The organism is Bowmanella yangjiangensis, assembly GCF_017255015.1.
In the GTDB taxonomy this organism is placed as follows: domain Bacteria; phylum Pseudomonadota; class Gammaproteobacteria; order Enterobacterales; family Alteromonadaceae; genus Bowmanella; species Bowmanella yangjiangensis.
Genome location: NZ_JAFKCS010000001.1, coordinates 501387 through 519538, shown reverse-complemented (window position 1 = coordinate 519538; position 18152 = coordinate 501387). Strand labels below are relative to the sequence as shown.

Sequence of the window (18152 nt, the reverse complement as noted above, 5' to 3'; positions counted from 1 at the left end):
CTTTGTTATATTGCGCTCTTTAAAACTGCCTCTGATTCTGCAAGCGGCTCAACAGCTATGCGTTGGAGTTGCTTGCCAAACAAATTAATTGCTTGAGGCTCAACTTTTAGGTCGAAGTTGACTTTATAACTTTCATTTCTGCTATTTGTAAAAGACTCAATATGCGCAATCGTAATGAGAAGCAAAGTATGCCCAGAACGATCTGTACATAAGCCAGAAATAGAAAAATATGAAAGATCAGGCCTAGACCTAGATTTGAATTCAAACTCATCTTTTACTGAGGTAGGAAATTTTTCAAGGATTTTTCCTAGTTGCTCAATTTCTTCTCTGTTTGTGTAGCAATCAGCTCGGCCTGCAAACACACTATTGCTTCCACTTATCCTGACTTCAAAAAGGGAGTCGTCCTCCCAAATAGATGAAAGCACAAGCTGACTTTCCATGTTACTCCTGCAATATAGCTGTGTATTACCGTGAGTTCGCTTTATACCGCAGATAGTAAAGCGCGGAGATGTCACAGTTTCCACTCATTTTTCTCATACTAACAATAGCTTGAAGAAACTCGCCAGCATTTTGTCTTCAACGTATCTGAGTGAAGCAACACTTTGCTACTCGCCACCCGAGGACAATAAACAGGCTTTTGAGGCGGCTTTGCCGCCTTATGTAGCGAATACGGCTTCCCGGCGCAGCCGTATGCTTGCCGCACTGGCGAACAGAGAAATGGAGATCCTATCCAAATAAAACATCTACAATTGACGCAGAGTAGCACTTGATTAATCAAGCCGCCTTATTCCCCTTTCAAACGCCACACCCAAGCAGGACGTTATGTAAATAACTGACGATTATCAGGGAGATAATCGAGCCGATACGAACATGGAGTGAGTAGAGGCGACCGTTATTTAGCAAGATCTGCTTGGGTTTAGTGTGGCGTTCAGGGGCACGCTTTCTTTGCGTCTCGTTTCTTTGTCGCGCAGCAAAGAAAAGGGGACTGGCGCATCATCATATAAGACATGGACGCCTTAAAACACTCTTAGGATCAAACCCTGTCACTGAACCCTATTCTTGACCAATAAAACAAAAAGCCAGGCAACACCCGGCTTCCAACTTAACCATTCAACTTATTACAAATCGAACTTAATCCCCTGTGCCAGTGGCAGCGCAGTGGAGTAGTTAATGGTATTGGTCTGGCGGCGCATATAGGCTTTCCAGGCATCAGAGCCGCACTCGCGGCCACCGCCGGTTTCCTTCTCACCACCAAAAGCACCACCAATCTCGGCACCAGAAGTACCTATATTTACGTTGGCAATACCGCAATCCGAGCCCCAGTGAGCCAGGAATTGTTCGGCTTCCAGCAGATTCTGGGTAAAGATGGCAGAGGACAGGCCCTGAGCCACATCGTTTTGCAGATCTATAGCCTGCTGCACATCACCGCTGTATTTAATCAGGTACAAAATGGGCGCAAAGGTTTCTTCCTGCACCATCTGGTAGTGATTTTCCGCCTCAACAATGGCTGGTTTCACATAACAGCCAGATGCATAACCTTCACCACTTAATACCTCGCCGCCACACAGCAGTTTGCCACCTTCGGCCTGCACTTTATCCAGCGCCGCACTAAAGGCCTGCACTGAGGCCTGGTCGATTAGCGGCCCTACATGATTATTCTGATCCAGCGGGTTACCGATACGCAGCTTGCCATAGGCGCCCACCAGGGCGTCTTTAACCTTGTCATACACCGACTCATGCACAATCACGCGCCGGGTAGTTGTGCAGCGCTGACCGGCGGTACCCACGGCACCAAAGGCCACACCGGGGATCGCCACTTTCAAGTCAGCATTAGGGGTGATAATAATGGCGTTATTGCCGCCCAGCTCCAGAATGGTTTTACCAAAACGCGCTGCCACTTTCTGACCGGCATGGCGACCTACACGGGTAGAGCCGGTTACCGACATCAGTGGAATACGTTTGTCATCCAGCATCAGCTCGCCAATCTCGGCGCCCCTACCCACCACCAGCGAGAACACGCCTTCTGGCAGGTTATTGCGAACCAGAATGTCTTTGAGGATATGCTGGCAGGCAATAGCGGTCAGCGGGGTCTTTTCTGAGGGCTTCCACACTGTGACATTGCCGCATACCGCTGCAATCATGGCATTCCACGCCCATACCGCAACCGGGAAGTTAAAGGCCGACACCACGCCGACAATCCCCAGCGGATGATACTGCTCATACATACGGTGCAGCGGGCGCTCGGAGTGCATGGTAGAGCCACACAGCTGGCGAGACAGGCCCACAGCGAAATCACAGATATCGATCATCTCCTGCACTTCGCCCAGGCCTTCCTGCAAGGATTTGCCCATTTCATAGGACACCAGTTCGCCAAGCGGCTGTTTGTAGTCACGCAGGGCCTGACCAATCTGACGGACAATTTCACCGCGCTGCGGTGCGGTGACCTGACGCCAGGCCACAAAAGCCTGCTGTGCCTGTTCGATAACCTGCTGGTATTGGGCCTGTGTGCAGAGGCTAACCTTGGCAATCAGCTCACCGTTAACCGGCGAGTGAATGGCCAGTTGCTCAGCGCTGTCATCAGCTAACCATTGTTGGCCGGTGCTGGCACCTGCGTTGCTGGCGCCAAGGTTAAGTTGTTTCAGAAATTCCATCATTAATCCTCTTTTTGTCGTGGGCAGGGTTATTGACCCAAGCCCTTAAGACCGCTGCGTAGGGTGTCGAGGAAGCGGTCTGCTTCAGGTAGCCCAAATACCATGGGCGGCTTGATTTTCAGAATGTTGTTAAACGGCCCCTCGGTAGAGAGCAATATGCGCTGGGCCTTAAAGTGTTCGATCAGGGTTTTGGTTTGCGCCGTGGCGGGGGCTTTACTGTCACGGTCGGTGACCAGCTCCACGCCGATAAACAGGCCAAGGCCACGTACATCACCGATAAGCTCAAACTCATTGGCCATGTCGTTAAGCTTGGCTTGCATATAATCGCCGGTGCGTTTGGCATGGACTTGCAGTTGCTGCTCTTCAATCACCTCCAACACCGCCTGGCCGATGGCGCAGGACACCGGGTTGCCACCAAAGGTATTGAAGTATTCCATGCCGGTGACAAAGGCATCAGCCACCTCGCGGCTGGTGATCACGGCCGCCATAGGATGGCCATTGCCTATAGGTTTACCCAGGGTGACGATATCCGGCACCACTTGTTGAGTTTCAAAACCCCACATGGCCTCGCCAACCCGGCCAAAACCAATCTGTACTTCGTCAGCAATACAGATGCCACCGGCAGCGCGCACCTGTTCATACACCGAAGCCAGATAGCCTTGTGGCATCACAATTTGCCCGGCCACACCTTGTACCGACTCACAAATATAAGCACCGGGCGTCTTGTTCTGGGCCTTAAGCTGCGCCAGCACCCGCTGAATGTCAGCAGCATACTGATGGCCGGTCTCCAGGCCGTAACCGGCATAGGGTCCGCGGTAAGGATCAGGCAGCATCACTTTATGTACATGGGCAGGCGCGCCTTCACCACCAGGGCCATCGAATTTATAAGGACTGGCATCAATACAGGCATTGGTATTGCCATGGTAAGCGCCGTCCACCACCAACAGTTCGCGGCTTTGGCTGGCACAGCGGGCCATACGAAAGGCCAGCTCATTGGCCTCGCTGCCAGAGTTAACCAAAAAACACACAGACAACTTATCGGGGAAATACCCCAGCAGTTTTTCGCCATAGCTGACCAGGTTGTCATGCAAATAACGGGTGTTGGTATTCAGCAGGGCCATTTGCTGCTGCGCAGCGGCGACAACTTTCGGGTGGCAATGGCCCACATGGCAGACGTTATTCACCATATCCAGATAGTCGCGGCCCTGCTCATCAAACAAGTAAGCACCGCGGCCACGTACTATCTTGAGCGGCTCCTGGTAACTCAGGCTCAGAGTACGGCTGAAGTGGCTTTGGCGGCTGGCCAGCAGTGACGCTTTGCTGCGTCCACCTTGGGCAATACCCAGCAGCTCGGCAACCAGGTTCAAACCAATAACGGCCAAATCCAGATGCTTAAACTGCTCCAGCGCCTGCCACACCGGGCGGGCCGAAATTAGCAGGTAGTCATTGTCCGGAGTCTGGCGAATCGCATGGGCAGAGTTACAGACGCTCACACACAAACGCAGACAGATCAGATAAGGCAGCGCCTTAAGCTCATCTTCACTCAGGGCACGCTGGCTGTGATACCCCTTGGCGATAGTGCCGATCACCGCTACAGGATCGCTCTGATCCAGCATGGCGTAAGTACAAGTAATGGCCAGCTCATTGACCATCTGGCTAAAGCACATATCACCAAAATCAATCAACCCGCTGATCTGGCTGGGGTTAGCCAGGTCATCCACCAACAGGTTGTAGTCGTTGGCATCGTTATGAATGGGGCCAGCCGGCAGTTTGGATAAAAACGGCTTAACCTGAGTTTGGTATTGCAGCAAAAAGCCTTCCACCAGCTTGCGCCTGTCACCTTCCAGCGCCGCCAGCTTGTCGCGGCAGACCTCCAGGCCAAAGGCCAGATCCCAGTCCAGGTAACGGTTCAGGCCGGGGTGGCGAAACTCACCGAAGCTTTTATCTAAACGTCCCATAAATTCGCCAAGGTGCTGCCAAAGGGCGGGAAAGCCCTGACCTTTAGGCAAGTCAGCATAAAACTGGCCGGGCAGATAGGTCAGCACCCGAATCGGAAAACGCTCACCGGCGCTGTCGGCTATTTCACCCAGGGTGCGGCCCTGTGCGTCAGTGAGTACCTGCGGTACAGGCAAACCGCCCTTAGCCAGATGAATCATGGCCTGATTTTGCAGGTCCAGATACACGGGCGCTTCGCCCTCTCCCGCCACTTTGATAATAAAGTGCTGACCGGCCTGGGTTTGCAGGCGCAGGTTAAGGTCGCAGTAACCGGGTAGCCGGGTCAGCTCACCCTCTAGCTGATAATGCGCAGCCACATACTGAGCAATATCCGCATCCAAAAGTCGCGCCGTCATAGTCTTTCCTATCAACGAAATCGAAAGAGGCGAGCCCACAGGCTCGCCGGTTTATTTGGTTCTGGCGAGCCTCGCCGGGTTATCGCCTGCGCTCAGTGGGATCAAGGTAAAGCCATACTGGTAATCCTGTGCAGGGACACTGTATTTGTCATGCACCGGACGGCCCCAGGAGGTGTCACCACCCACACCCATCTGTTTGTGATCCAGGTTTAAGGTAACCAGATCGCGCATCGGTACTTCCAGGCCGTGCTTGCTGGTCACAGGTACCAGGCCCGAGGCCGAGGCTTCGCTGTCACCGGCATAGAAGTCGATATCCGACTGCAGATAAGGCCAGGCGCTACCCGACATCAACTGTTCGCCTACCGCCAGTAAACCTGCACCTTGCTCGTTGGTCAGGGCAATCCAGCGTAAGTCCTGCTTATTAGCATTTTCTTGCGGACGCACATAATGATGAATTTGGTCGCGCACCTGGGCCTGATACAAGCCTACCCGCGCCGAGCGGAAACGGTCGGCGTAGCTCTCGTGGGGGCCACGACCAAGCCAGCTAACAAAACCGTATTCACCCGGGCTTTGCAGTTGCATACCGAACTTGGGCAGCTTAGGCAACTCCTGCCCATCAGCCAGATCCAGCTTGCTGTTTACCGCCACCCGACCATCGGCACTAATACGGTATTGCACCTGATAACTGCCTTTGAAATCCGGGCTGTGATAAAGCGCACTCACCAGTACTTCGGTTTTCTCGGCCTTACTGGTCAAGCTTTGCAGCTTGAGTCTGTCTTCGGCGTGTTGCCAGATAGCCGCCCAACGAGGCATATCGTTACCCAGATCATTATCCGTGGGTGGACGCCAGAAATTCACTTTCAGCGGTGCCTTTAACAGCGCCTTGCCCTGCACCTGATACTGGCTCAACCAACCGGTTGTGGCATCAAAGGCCAGTTGCACTTGCTCGTTACCCACTTTTAGCAGATCGCTGCCTTTGTCTATGATCAGAGGCTGCGCTTTCACCACAGGTTGTGGCAGGTAAATAGTTTTTACCGGCAAAGCAAACTGCTCAAAGGCCACTTCGTGATTATCATCCAGCAGGCCCATGGGGCGGTTCAAACGGGCCGATAAGGTCAGGATATATTCCTGGCTGGCCGATTTGGGCAGTACAGGCAAGGCCAACTTAACCTTGGCGGTGCCGCCAGCAGCCACCTGCGGCATGGGCTCACGGCCCTTGGCAATCAGCTCGCCATCGGCTTCAATCTGCCAGGCCAGGTCATAGCCTTGCAGCGACGCAAAGATAAACTTATTGCGCACTTCAAACAGGCCCTTGCTGATATCCAGCGCCTTGAATTTCACCGGCTCGTAGACCTTCTTTACCTCCAGCAGATGCGGATGTGGCTCACGGTCCGGATTGACCAGGCCGTTATTTAAGAAGTTGCCGTCGGTGGGCAGCTCGGGGTGGAAGTCTTTGCCGTAGGCCCAGATTTTCTGGCCTTTGTCATTGGTGTATTCCAGCGCCTGGTCTACCCAGTCCCAGATATAACCGCCCTGCAGCACATCGTACTTTTCAATTACATCCCAGTAATCCTGCAGATTACCTACCGAGTTACCCATAGCGTGGGCGTACTCAATCATAATGCCGGGGCGATCTTTGTGCGTTTTGGCGTATTCTTCCAAACGCTCAATGCTTGGATACATAGGGGCAAAAATATCGGTGTAATGCTCGGTACCAGCCGGTTCATATTGCACCGGGCGGCTACCGTCGTGCTCTTTCAGCCACTTATAGGTAGCTTCAAATACCCTGCCCTCACCGGCTTCGTTCCCCAGTGACCAGACAATAATGGATGGGTGGTTCTTATCCCGCTCGAACATCCGCTTGGTGCGCTCAAGGTGGGCAGGCAGCCAACTTAGCTCGTCGCCAATCTGGGTGTCTTTATTAATGGCCAGCGGGTGTGACTCAATATTGGCCTCGTCAATTACGTACATGCCGTATTTGTCGGTGAGATCGTACCAATAGGGATCATTAGGATAATGGCTGGAGCGCACCGCATTAATATTGTGCTGCTTCATCAGCTTGATATCCCGCTCCATCGACTCGCGGGTGACCACATGGCCGCGGCGTGGATCGGTTTCGTGACGGTTAACACCACGAATATAAATGGCTTTGCCGTTAACCTTTAACTGGCCGCCCTCAATGGCAATGTTACGAAACCCGATATCGTCACGTACGCTTTGCAGCACCTGGCCATCCGCATCTTTCATGGTCATCACCAGAGTGTACAGATTCGGCGTTTCGGCGCTCCACAGTCTGGGCTTTTTAACTGAGGCGGCAAACTGCACTGAGGCGGTTTTGCCGAGCGTTACTGACTGCTCGCCACTTGCGACCAGCTGCATCTCGCGGCTAGGGTCCAGCAGTTGGTATGCAACTGACACCGCCGCAGGGTCGGCGTAGTTACGCAGGTCCACTTCAAGAGCCAGCTTGCCTTCATCCAGGGCCTTATTCAGGGTTGGCCTGACATGGAAGTCATATAAATGCTGCTTGGGTGTAGCGTATAAATACACGTCACGCTCAATCCCGGAAACCCGCAGCATATCCTGGCTTTCCAGATAGCTGGCATCGGTCCAGCGACGGATTTGCATGGCAATCAGGTTTTTACCCGGCTTTAAGTACGGAGTTAAGTCAAACTCGGCCGGGGTTTTGGCGCCCTGGCTAAAGCCGATGTACTGACCGTTCAGCCAGATCTCCAGCGACGAACGGGCACCGCCCACATGTATAAAGACCTGCTTGCCCTGCCAGTCTTGCGGCAGTTCGAAGCTGTTGCGATACGAACCTATAGGGTTGTAGTCTTTAGGTACATCGGGCCATGTGGCGTCAAAGGGATAGCGCTCGTCCAGGTAAATGGGATAGCCGAAACCTTCCACTTCCCAGTTACCCGGCACCCGGATCTGCTGCCACTGGCTGTCATCAAAACCCGGTTTTTCAAAACCTTGCGGGGCATCTTTGGGGCTGCGTTGCCAGTTAAACTGCCACAGGCCGTTTAAAGATAGGTAATTAGCGCTTTGCTGATAATCATCAACCATGGCCGCCGCCACGCTGGAATAGGCAAAACCGCTGGCACGCGGGTCTTGTTTATTGATGCCGAAAACCTGGTGATCTTCCCAAGGGGCGCGGGGTGTGGCCATGGCCGGTACACACAGGATACCGGCCAGCAACAGGCTGGAAACTTTCTTCATAACAACCTCTGACGACAAATTCGTGTTATTTATAATACAAATATTTAACCCGCTGACAAGAGGGGCTCAAGTTTATTAACATGGCTAACGCCGTCGACCTTGTCAGATAAGATACCCGAACTTCCTGTAGGAATAAGGGCTGGCATGCAATATTCGACACGCGGAAGGTAAAATTGGTTGTAAATAAATACTATAAATAATACATTGAATGTTATCTTTTAGTTAACCGGGTAAGTTAAGCATGTCGTCATTGTCCTCACTCGATATATCCCTGTTCGCCGCTTATGTGGTGATGCTGGTTGCCGTGGCCTTTTGGGTCTCACGGGAAAAAGCCGGCCATGAAAAAAACACCCAGGATTACTTCCTGGCTGGTAACAGCTTGCCCTGGTGGGCCATTGGCGCATCCTTGATCGCAGCCAACATTTCTGCCGAGCAGATTATCGGAATGTCGGGTTCGGGCTACGCCATTGGCCTGGCGATTGCCTCTTATGAATGGATGGCGGCGATTACCCTGATTATTGTTGGCAAATACTTTCTGCCGATTTTCCTCAAACACCGCATTTATACCATGCCGCAGTTTCTGGAACAGCGTTTCGGCCATGACGTACGCCTGACCCTGGCGATTTTCTGGCTGGGCGTGTATGTATTCGTCAACCTCACCTCCATTCTGTGGTTAGGGGCGCTGGCGATTAATACCATCACAGGGGTGGATATGACAGTAGGCCTGGTGTTCCTGGCGCTGCTATCCCTCACCTACTCCCTGTATGGCGGCCTCAAAGCCGTAGCCTACACCGATATTATTCAGGTGGTGGTGCTGGTTGCCGGTGGATTGCTGCTCACCTATATCACCCTTGGCATGTTGGGTGACGGCGGCATTATTAACGGTTTTACCACCCTGCTGGACAGAGCACCTGAGAAGTTCGATATGATCCTGGCCCCCGAACACGAGCACTATATGAGCTTGCCCGGTTTGTCAGTGCTGATCGGCGGCATGTGGATTATGAACCTGTCTTACTGGGGCTTTAACCAATACATTATCCAGCGCACTCTGGCGGCCAAAGATCTCAAAGAAGCGCAAAAAGGCATTGTGTTTGCAGCGTTTTTGAAACTGCTGATGCCCATTATCGTGGTGCTGCCGGGTATTGTGGCTTTTGTGCTGCAGCCCGGTCTGGAACCTGCGGATAAAGCCTACCCCATGCTGCTGGGCATGATGCCTGAAGGCATTAAAGGCTTTGTATTTGCCGCATTAGTGGCGGCGATAGTGTCTTCACTTGGCTCCATGGCAAACAGTATCTCAACCATCTTTACCATGGATATTTATACCCACTATCGCCCCAACCTGGGTGATAAACACTACCTGCGTATCGGTCGTATCGTCAGCGTCGCGGCCATGCTGCTGGCGGTGATTTGTGCCAAGCCGCTGCTGGGTCAGCTTGATCAAGCCTTCCAGTATATCCAGGAGTTCACCGGCTTCTTTACCCCGGGTATTGTGGTGTTGTTCCTACTGGGTATGTTCTGGAAACCTACTACCTCCAAAGGCGCCATGGCTGCGGCGTTGGGATCATTTGCCCTGTCACTTGCGCTGAAATTTATGGCTCCGGAGCTACCCTTTATTGATCGGGTTGGTGTGGTATTTATCAGCTGTTTAGTGCTGGCCATGCTGGTCTCCAAGCTGGATCGCAATGCCCAGGCCCGTGGCCAGAATCTGCTGGACGGTGTGCAATTTGCTACGTCAGGCTCCTATAACGTGGCCACCCTGGCCGTCACTGCCATTCTGGCAGCCTTGTACATCACCTGGTGGTAAGCATGCAGCATTCAGCCATTCAGGCCGAACTTATTACCCGCCTGCCGGTACAAAACCGGCTTGGCGAGGGGGTGCTGTATCATCAGGCCTCAGATTCGGTTTACTGGACCGACATTAAAGGTAAAACGCTGTACCGCTACGACCTGACAGAACAGAGACTGGCGCAGTTTGCGCCACCTTTTGCCATCAGCGCCTTTGGCTTTACCGATAAGCCAGGCTGCTTAATTGTGGCTTTCGTGCACGCTATTGCCCTTTACTGGCCTGAGTCTGGTGAAGCGGAGATACTGCACGAAGGGGAAAGTCATCTGCCAGGCAACCGCTTTAACGACGGCAAAGTGGGCCCGGACGGCAACTTCTGGATTGGCACTATGGTGGAAAACCCGGCCATTAACCCATCGGGGGCCAGTGCCAGTTTGTATCGTTTTGACTCACAAAGGAAGTTAACGCAAGCCTTTGACGGTATCCGTATCTCCAACGGTTTATGCTGGAGCCCGGATGCCAGGGTTATGTACCACGCCGACTCCCCCCTTGGGCAGATTTGCCGTTACGATTTTGCAGACATGCCAAGTAGCGGTAAGCTTTTTGTTCAGACAGAAAGCGGTGCCAGCCCGGATGGTTCCTGCACCGACAGCCAAGGGCGGATTTGGAATGCCCAGTGGGGCGCAAGCCGGGTATGTTGCTATTCAGCTGATGGCCAGTTGCTGGGCAAATTGCCAGTGCCGGTCAGCCAACCGACCTGTGTGGCGCTCGGCGGCAAGCAAGGCGATTTATTGTTTGTGACCAGCGCCTGGGATGAGCTGACTGACGCCGAGCGTCAGGCTCAGCCTTATGCAGGCGATCTGTTTATCTACCAGGTAAATGCCAGGGCGTTAACCGAGCCTACTTTTGTGACCACAACAACTGACGGGCCGTAATTCCCGTTTTGTTGAGTAAACAACTGTAGGAAAACCAAACAGATATCTGGTATCCATAACCAGAACCCTTTAACATACAAATAGTATAAAAATACGGTGGCCACCATGCTTCAACCCGCCAGTCACAACAATCTTACTCACCAATTGGTGCATGAATTGGGTAAAGCCATAGTGCGCGAGCAATTTGCAGTGGGCGAAGGCTTGCCTTCCGAAGCGGAAATCTGCAATCGCTATCAGATTAGCCGCACTGCTACCCGCGAAGCGGTTAAGATGCTGGCTGCCAAAGGCTTGCTGGTTTCCCGTCCGCGTAAGGGTATTACGGTACAAAGCCGTGAGCATTGGAACCTGTTTGACCCGGATGTGCTGGACTGGATCTTATCCAGCACCCCCAGCCTGCAAACCCTGCGCGACTTTTTACAATTGCGTCTGGCCATTGAGCCTGAAGCCGCAGCCCTGGCAGCCCGTAATGCCGAACAGGCCGATCTGGATGCCATTGCCGATGCCCTGCGCAGAATTAAAGCCGCCGAAGAAGGTATTGAGGACCCGCTGATCGCCGACATTGATTTTCACTCAGCCATTCTGCGCGCCAGCAAGAACCCGTTCTTTATGCAGCTGCGCAGCTTTATAGAAACGGCATTGAAGGTCAGTATCCGCTTTACCAACCAGTTTAAGGGTGTGGACAGCGCCAGCTACTTGGATCATCGTAAAATCTATGATGCCATCGCCGCCGGTGACGCTCAGCTTGCCCATCAAACCTCCCATGTGATGGAAGCCGAGGCCCTGCAACTTATCGAAGATCGCATTAAAGGCTAATAACCGAGCCCCTATAGGCTAAGGTACAATCAATCGGTTGTACCTTGGCTCCTCTGTTCCAAGTTTCTTAGTGGTCTACCACCTTCTCCCGCGACACTTTTTTGTCACTTTGACTGATTGTCTTGCGTTCACTTTCTCTTTTAAAAACAAAATACTAGCCTGAGTGAAATCAGGCATTGGATTTTTCTTATACTGAAGAGAATTTGGTTTGATTTGACCAATGTATAATTATATTATAAATAATATATCAAGAGTGCCATCATAGGATGTGCCAGGAGGGTCTGATGTTCGGACAATATAACGATCTCGCCGATGCCCGGGTGTTTATCACCGGTGGCGGCTCAGGTATAGGTGCCGCATTGGTGAGGGCCTTTGTCGCACAAGGCGCGCAGGTGGCCTTTGTAGATATACAAGTAGAAGCCGCAGCGGCGTTGAACACCCAATTACAGGCCGACTATTCACGTCAGGCCTATTTTCAGTCTTGCGACATTCGCGACATAGCCGCACTGCAACGCTGTATAGAAAATGCCTGCGCCGAGATGGACGGGGTGGACGTGCTGATTAATAACGCCGCCTCGGATAACCGCCATAGCTTGGCCAGCCTGACACCCGAGCAGTGGGACGACAGTTTGAATATCAACCTGCGCCCGCATCTGTTTGCCGCCCAGGCCGTGGCCGCGCTTATGGCTAGTCAGGGTCGCGGCAGTATTATCAATATTGGCTCCAATTCAGCTCTTTTGGGTCTGACCGGCTACCCTGCCTATGTAGCGGCCAAATCCGCTATTTTAGGACTGAGTAAGGCCTTAGCCCGTGAACTGGGGCCAAATGGCATCAGAGTAAATAGCCTGATCCCCGGCTGGGTAATGACAGAGCGCCAAAAGCAGCTATGGGCCACCCCCGATGCAGTGGCACAGTGCCTGGACCAGCAAGCCTTAAAGGCCTGTATTGAAGAGCAGGATATTGCCGAAGCGGCGCTGTTTCTTGCTTCCCAGGCCTCCCGCATGCTTACCGGTCAGGCCCTGGTGGTCGACGGCGGGCGAGTATGAACATGCTTGCGGTTGATTGGGGCTCGAGCAGCTTTCGCGCCTGGCATCTGGATGCGCAGGGCGAAGTACTGGCTACCCTCAGCACAGATCAGGGCATTTTAGGTTTTCAGGGCCAGGGCTTTGCAGCCTATCTGCAAAACCACTGCGGCCCCTGGCTGGCCCAATCCAAGCAGGTATTAATGGCGGGTATGGTGGGCAGTCGTAACGGCTGGCAGGAAGTACCTTATCTGTCCTGCCCGGCTGGTGCGCAAGATATCGCCCGTGCGTTGGTCAAGCTTGACACTGAATTGCACCCAAATGTGCAACTGGTACCCGGCCTGCAATACGCCGGACACAGCGGCCTGATGGATGTGATGCGCGGTGAAGAAACCCAGATTATCGGCGCCTTGCAACTAACGGATATGAGCGACGCGCTGTTGTGCCTGCCCGGCACCCACAGTAAGTGGGCCAAAGCCGAAAGCGGCGATATCGACGCGTTTTCCACCTTTTTTACCGGCGAGCTGTTTGCTTTGCTGACTAAACACAGTTCGCTGGCCGGAGTATGCAATACCCATATTTTTGATGAGCCGGCCTTTTTACTTGGTTTGGAGCAAGCCGCGGATGTACGCGGATTATCCCATTTGCTGTTCAGCCCAAGAGCGGCGGTAGTTACCGGCCAAATGCGCCCCGAGCAGGCAGGCAGCTATTTGTCTGGGCTGGTTATCGGCGCCGAGATCCAGGGCGCCCGACAGGCGCTTGCCGAGCCAGGTCTGATAAACACAGATAACCCGCTGTTGCTGGTTGGCTCTGAGGTACTCACCCACCGTTATCAGCAAGCACTTGGGTTTTACCAATTACCCTGCCGGACCGTTTCCGGCGAGCAGGCGGTATTAGCCGGCCTGCACCGCCTGGCCACAGGCCAGTAATCCTATGTTTCAGAGGTAGCACATGTCTGAGTCTTCTTACCTGCCGCTGGTTGCCATCCTACGAGGAGTTCAACCGCACGAGTGCCTGAGTCTGGGGCGTATTCTGGTGGATGCCGGTTATCAGATGATCGAAGTTCCGATGAATTCGCCCACACCGTTGGCGTCCATCGAGTTACTGGCCAAAGAGTTTGGCCAGGATGTGCTGATTGGTGCAGGTACAGTGACTAGCGTGGAACAGGTTAAGCAGATTACTGCAGTAGGTGGCAAGCTGATGGTGGCCCCCAATACCAATGCCGACGTAATTCGCGCCGCCAAACAGGCGGGCATGTACTGCATGCCAGGCTGCATCACGCCCACTGAAGCATTAATTGCGTTGGACGCCGGCGCCGACGCGCTGAAGTTTTTCCCGGCCGAACTCACGCCACCCGCGGTGATTAAAGCTATTCGCACTATCCTGCCAGCCGGTACTTTGGTTTGTGCGGTTGGCGGCGTTACCAGCAGCAATATGGCCGATTATATGGCCGCAGGCTGCCGGGGCTTTGGTTTGGGCGGCTCGCTCTATCAGCCCGGCATCAGCGTTGAGGCCTTTAAGCACAATGCCGAAACCTTGATAAACCGTTTTATTTCCCTTAGTCAGCCCCAGGAGAATCAGGCATGAAAAAGGACATTTCACTGCGTAGCCGAGCGTGGTTTAACGACGATTCCAACCCGGATATGACCGCCCTGTACCTGGAAAAGTATCTGAACTACGGCCTGACCATTGAAGAACTGCAAGGCGGTAAACCTATTATTGGTATTGCCCAGACTGGCTCAGATTTAGTGCCCTGCAACCGCGCTCATATTGAGCTGGCGGAGCGTTTAAAAGCCGGTATCCGCGATGCAGGCGGTATTCCTATTGAATTCCCTGTACATCCCATCCAGGAAACCGGCCGTCGCCCCACTGCGGCGCTGGATCGCAATCTGCAATGCCTGTCGCTGATTGAAGTTCTGCATGGCTACCCTATTGATGCGGTGGTACTCACCACCGGCTGTGATAAAACCACCCCGGCCCTGCTGATGGGTGCGGCCAGCGTTAATATCCCTGCCATCGCTTATTCGGTTGGGCCTATGCTCAACGGTCGCTACAAAGGCCAGTGTGTCGGCTCCGGAACTATTATCTGGGATGCCAGAAAACGCCTGGCCAAAGGTGATATCGACTACAACGAATTTATTGCCGAAGTGGCCAGTTCGGCCCCTTCCACCGGCCACTGCAATACCATGGGCACGGCGCTGACCATGAACTGCCTGGCCGAAGCTCTGGGTATGATGCTGCCTGGCTGTGCTTCTATTCCGGCGCCCTATCGCGAACGGGCGCAAATGGCCTACCACACCGGCAAGCGCATTGTGGATATGGTCTGGGAAGACCTGACACCAGAGAAAATCCTCACTCGCGAGGCCTTTGAAAACGCCATCCGGGTGTGCTCGGCGCTGGGCGGGTCCACCAATGCCCCCATTCATATCAACGCCATTGCTGCCCATGCCGGTGTGGATGTGAAAATTCAGGACTGGCAGTCTGTGGGCCAGCATATTCCCCAGTTGGTCAACTGCCAGCCAGTGGGTAAATACTTAAGCGAAGACTTCCATAACGCCGGCGGTTTGCCCGCGGTGATCGGCCAATTGCTGCAAGCCGGGCTATTGAACGCCCAGGCCCTGACGGTTACCGGTAAGAGCATTGGCGAGAACTGCCATGGCGCGCCACTGTATAACAGCGACGTAATCTATGAAGTTGAGCGCCCCTTAAAGGCCCAGGCGGGCCTGATGGTGCTATCTGGTAACCTGTTTGACTCCGCCATTATGAAAGTCTCGGCCATCGACCCGGACTTCCGTCAGCGCTATCTGTCGAACCCGGCTAACCCTAATTGTTTTACCGCCCGTGCCATCGTATTTAACGGCCCGGAGGAATATCACAGCCAGATTGATAATCCAGAACTGGATATCGATGAAAACTGTATTCTGGTAATGCGCTATACCGGGCCCAAGGGCTATCCTGGCTCGGCAGAGGTGGTCAATATGCAGCCGCCCAAGGCCTTGCTGGCCCGCGGTATCAGCTCACTGCCCACCATGGGCGATGGTCGCCAAAGCGGTACCTCCGGCTCGCCGTCTATTTTAAATGCCTCACCGGAAGCGGCCGATGGCGGTGGTCTGGCACTGCTGAGAACCGGCGATCTGGTACAGGTAGACTTAAACCAGGGCCGGGTCAATGTGCAAATCAGCAACGAAGAACTGGCCGAGCGTCGCGCTGCACTCGACCTGCAAAGCCAGTACCCGGCCAATCAAACCTGGTGGCAGGAAATCTACCGTGCCAAAGTCTCGAATCTCGACGAAGGCGCGGTATTTGTGGATATGCTCAAATACAGCAAGCTGCGGGATAAGTTGCCAAGGCACTCGCATTAGTTGAGGACGCAAGGAGGCTCGCCCTTGTGGCTGCGCCTCTCTAACGATATGGCATATCATCTCTGATGTGCCAGTCCAATTTATATCAAGCCTTAAATGCTGCTCTGTTAGCAGCGCTCTGACCGATCGGAAAGCATAGAACCCTATGCTTTCCATTTACATCAGACGCCTTTCGTGACAGCGAATCGCTAAACTAACTCACGTTAACGATAATGCGCCCTCGTACTTTGCCTTCGATTAAACGTTGTGCGGTTTCACAAACCTGAGACAAGGGGATCTCAGTTGCCACATCAGCTAACGTTTTGGGGTCTACTATCTTAGACAGCCGCTCCCAGGCTTCTACTCGATCGTTTAGCGGACGCATAACACTATCTATTCCTGCTAAGGTTATACCGCGCAATATAAAAGGCGCGACAGTACCCGGCAGATCCATACCTTGCGCCAAGCCACAAGCAGCAACGATGCCCCCGTACTTAGTGCTGGCACAGGCATTCACCAGTGTATGGCTGCCTACAGAGTCAATAACAGCGGCCCAACGTTCTTTGGCTAAAGGGCGTCCCGGTTCAGACAATAAATGCCGGTCAATAATCTCGCTGGCACCAAGTGACTTCAAATACTCGGCTTCTTCAACTCTGCCGGTCGCAGCCACAACGGTATAACCCAGCTTAGCGAGTATAGCGATAGCGAAACTACCTACCCCGCCATTGGCGCCAGTTACTAGTATTTCTCCTGAGTCTGGCACGACGCCATGCTTTTCTAACGCGATGACACACAACATGGCGGTATAGCCCGCGGTACCAATGGCCATGGCTTGCTTTGCGGACATCGATTTGGGGAGTGGAATGAGCCAATCGCTGTGTAATTTTGCTTTTTGCGCTAACCCACCGCAGTGCACTTCGCCCACACCAAAGCCATTGAGTAGTACCTGATCACCGGCTTTAAACTTATCTGAACTGCAGCTTATTACGGTTCCGGCCAAATCAATGCCGGGTATCATGGGGAACTTCCTGACAACCGGTGATTTACCGGTAATGGCCAGTGCATCTTTATAATTAAGTGTGCTACAGGACACACTTACCACCGTATCACCGTCCATTAACACACTGTCATCTAAATCCTTGAGAGTTGCTTTATAACTCTGCTCATCTTTTTCGATTAACAAACCTTTGAACATATCGCCTCCAAAATAGACCGACCGTCTACTTTTAGTTAAAAAAATTTACTTAGGTAAACCCTGAGTAAAAAGTTCTAAGTATCTATCTAACGGACGCGTACTTCTCTCAAGCCGCGAACGGCTTACCGCGCCTTCCCATCCAACCCAGAAAAACTCTGCGATGCCAGCGCAGTCAGCATCAGCGGATAACTCGCCAACCAATTGCGCTTCATGCAGACAGTTTGCAATACGCGCTTGCCAGCTTTCGAAGATAGCCACTAACACTGGCCGAAAACTTTCCGGCAAAACATCCACTTCCTGCCCTAAGTTGCCAACCAAGCAGCCCCTTTTGAACTGATGCTTGGCTATGCCTTGTTTGGCATCCTCGACAAAGTTGCAAATACGCTGCAGCGGTGAATACGCGGTATCCAGTAAGCAGCTGTCTAACTTTTTCGCGAAGTAGTTGGCGTAACTATTCAGTACCGCATGGCCAAAGGCTTCTTTACTGGAGAAGTAAAAATAAAAGGAGCCCTTAGGTACACCGACTTTCTTCAGAATCTTATCTAAGCCTGAGGCGGTAAAACCTATCTCGGTTAAATGCTCAAGACCGCTTCTAATCAGCTCTGCTCTGGCATCGTGGCTTTTAGCAGCCGCTTTTGGCGGTCTCCCTCTTCGAGGTTTAATAGTAGATATCGTCATGTCGCGATAATAGACCGATCGTCTATATAAAGCAAACTGCAAAAAACCGGCACTGATCAAGGGGGCTACGCTCAAAGCAGATTAAGCAACTAAGGTCAGAAAACCGAAGGATTGGGATGATGTGCAGCAGATAAAAGGGGTCAGATCCACATTAAAGGCTACAC

General features: G+C 52.9%; 13 protein-coding genes. 7 read left to right on the top strand and 6 right to left on the bottom strand.

The genetic code is table 11. The features are described 5' to 3' along the window. Window positions 1–5: 5 nt before the first annotated feature. The 4 genes from J0A65_RS02305 to lacZ form a co-directional block, all read right to left on the bottom strand. Window positions 6–440, bottom strand: coding sequence for a hypothetical protein (locus J0A65_RS02305; protein ID WP_206592489.1), 435 nt, complete (start codon window positions 438–440; stop codon window positions 6–8). A gap of 678 nt (window positions 441–1118) precedes the next feature. Continuing rightward, complete coding sequence (gene amaB, locus J0A65_RS02300; RefSeq protein ID WP_206592488.1) at window positions 1119–2651, bottom strand: L-piperidine-6-carboxylate dehydrogenase; 1533 nt, start codon at window positions 2649–2651, stop codon at window positions 1119–1121. 29 nt (window positions 2652–2680) lie between these two features. Beyond that, window positions 2681–5002, bottom strand: coding sequence for an aminotransferase class III-fold pyridoxal phosphate-dependent enzyme (locus tag J0A65_RS02295; RefSeq protein WP_206592487.1), 2322 nt, complete (start codon window positions 5000–5002; stop codon window positions 2681–2683). 51 nt (window positions 5003–5053) lie between these two features. Then, window positions 5054–8221: a beta-galactosidase, LacZ type gene (gene lacZ, locus J0A65_RS02290; RefSeq protein WP_232849677.1), complete on the bottom strand. Its 3168-nt coding sequence runs from the start codon at window positions 8219–8221 to the stop codon at window positions 5054–5056. A 241-nt stretch (window positions 8222–8462) separates the two neighbouring features. On the opposite strand from lacZ, the gene J0A65_RS02285 reads away from it, so the two are divergent. The 7 genes from J0A65_RS02285 to J0A65_RS02255 all read left to right on the top strand — a co-directional run bounded on the left by J0A65_RS02285 (window position 8463) and on the right by J0A65_RS02255 (window position 16136). Then, the gene (locus tag J0A65_RS02285) at window positions 8463–10025 is read left to right on the top strand and encodes a sodium/sugar symporter (RefSeq protein ID WP_206592486.1); all 1563 of its coding nucleotides are present in this window, start codon (window positions 8463–8465) and stop codon (window positions 10023–10025) included. Between the two features lie 2 nt (window positions 10026–10027). Beyond that, the gene (locus tag J0A65_RS02280; RefSeq protein ID WP_206592485.1) at window positions 10028–10939 is read left to right on the top strand and encodes an SMP-30/gluconolactonase/LRE family protein; all 912 of its coding nucleotides are present in this window, start codon (window positions 10028–10030) and stop codon (window positions 10937–10939) included. A gap of 105 nt (window positions 10940–11044) precedes the next feature. Then, entirely contained in the window at window positions 11045–11752 is a 708-nt protein-coding gene (locus J0A65_RS02275) for a FadR/GntR family transcriptional regulator (protein ID WP_206592484.1), read from the top strand. 284 nt (window positions 11753–12036) lie between these two features. Beyond that, window positions 12037–12798, top strand: a complete 762-nt coding sequence (locus J0A65_RS02270; protein ID WP_206592483.1) for an SDR family NAD(P)-dependent oxidoreductase — start codon at window positions 12037–12039, stop codon at window positions 12796–12798. After that, window positions 12795–13703, top strand: a complete 909-nt coding sequence (locus tag J0A65_RS02265) for a 2-dehydro-3-deoxygalactonokinase (RefSeq protein ID WP_206592482.1) — start codon at window positions 12795–12797, stop codon at window positions 13701–13703. Before J0A65_RS02270 ends, J0A65_RS02265 begins: the two co-directional genes overlap by 4 nt. A 22-nt stretch (window positions 13704–13725) precedes the next feature. Beyond that, window positions 13726–14361 carry a 2-dehydro-3-deoxy-6-phosphogalactonate aldolase gene (locus J0A65_RS02260; RefSeq protein WP_206592481.1) on the top strand — a complete coding sequence of 212 codons (636 nt, stop codon included), beginning with the start codon at window positions 13726–13728 and terminating at the stop codon, window positions 14359–14361. Continuing rightward, on the top strand, window positions 14358–16136 hold the full coding sequence (locus tag J0A65_RS02255) for an IlvD/Edd family dehydratase (protein ID WP_206592480.1): 1779 nt from the start codon (window positions 14358–14360) through the stop codon (window positions 16134–16136). Before J0A65_RS02260 ends, J0A65_RS02255 begins: the two co-directional genes overlap by 4 nt. A 193-nt stretch (window positions 16137–16329) precedes the next feature. On the opposite strand, the gene acuI is transcribed toward J0A65_RS02255, so the two are convergent. After that, the gene (gene acuI, locus J0A65_RS02250; protein WP_206592479.1) at window positions 16330–17310 is read right to left on the bottom strand and encodes an acrylyl-CoA reductase (NADPH); all 981 of its coding nucleotides are present in this window, start codon (window positions 17308–17310) and stop codon (window positions 16330–16332) included. Window positions 17311–17355: 45 nt separating this feature from the next. Beyond that, on the bottom strand, window positions 17356–17988 hold the full coding sequence (acuR, locus tag J0A65_RS02245) for an acrylate utilization transcriptional regulator AcuR (protein ID WP_206592478.1): 633 nt from the start codon (window positions 17986–17988) through the stop codon (window positions 17356–17358). Window positions 17989–18152 lie beyond the last annotated feature (164 nt).

What these genes read in the sequence shown, in the direction of transcription:
- J0A65_RS02305 (WP_206592489.1), bottom strand. Translation starts at nt 440, where the DNA reads ATGGAAAGTCAGCTTGTGCTTTCATCTATTTGGGAGGACGACTCCCTT.
- amaB (WP_206592488.1), bottom strand. Translation starts at nt 2,651, where the DNA reads ATGGAATTTCTGAAACAACTTAACCTTGGCGCCAGCAACGCAGGTGCC.
- J0A65_RS02295 (WP_206592487.1), bottom strand. Translation starts at nt 5,002, where the DNA reads ATGACGGCGCGACTTTTGGATGCGGATATTGCTCAGTATGTGGCTGCG.
- lacZ (WP_232849677.1), bottom strand. Translation starts at nt 8,221, where the DNA reads ATGAAGAAAGTTTCCAGCCTGTTGCTGGCCGGTATCCTGTGTGTACCG.
- J0A65_RS02285 (WP_206592486.1), top strand. Translation starts at nt 8,463, where the DNA reads ATGTCGTCATTGTCCTCACTCGATATATCCCTGTTCGCCGCTTATGTG.
- J0A65_RS02280 (WP_206592485.1), top strand. Translation starts at nt 10,028, where the DNA reads ATGCAGCATTCAGCCATTCAGGCCGAACTTATTACCCGCCTGCCGGTA.
- J0A65_RS02275 (WP_206592484.1), top strand. Translation starts at nt 11,045, where the DNA reads ATGCTTCAACCCGCCAGTCACAACAATCTTACTCACCAATTGGTGCAT.
- J0A65_RS02270 (WP_206592483.1), top strand. Translation starts at nt 12,037, where the DNA reads ATGTTCGGACAATATAACGATCTCGCCGATGCCCGGGTGTTTATCACC.
- J0A65_RS02265 (WP_206592482.1), top strand. Translation starts at nt 12,795, where the DNA reads ATGAACATGCTTGCGGTTGATTGGGGCTCGAGCAGCTTTCGCGCCTGG.
- J0A65_RS02260 (WP_206592481.1), top strand. Translation starts at nt 13,726, where the DNA reads ATGTCTGAGTCTTCTTACCTGCCGCTGGTTGCCATCCTACGAGGAGTT.
- J0A65_RS02255 (WP_206592480.1), top strand. Translation starts at nt 14,358, where the DNA reads ATGAAAAAGGACATTTCACTGCGTAGCCGAGCGTGGTTTAACGACGAT.
- acuI (WP_206592479.1), bottom strand. Translation starts at nt 17,310, where the DNA reads ATGTTCAAAGGTTTGTTAATCGAAAAAGATGAGCAGAGTTATAAAGCA.
- acuR (WP_206592478.1), bottom strand. Translation starts at nt 17,988, where the DNA reads ATGACGATATCTACTATTAAACCTCGAAGAGGGAGACCGCCAAAAGCG.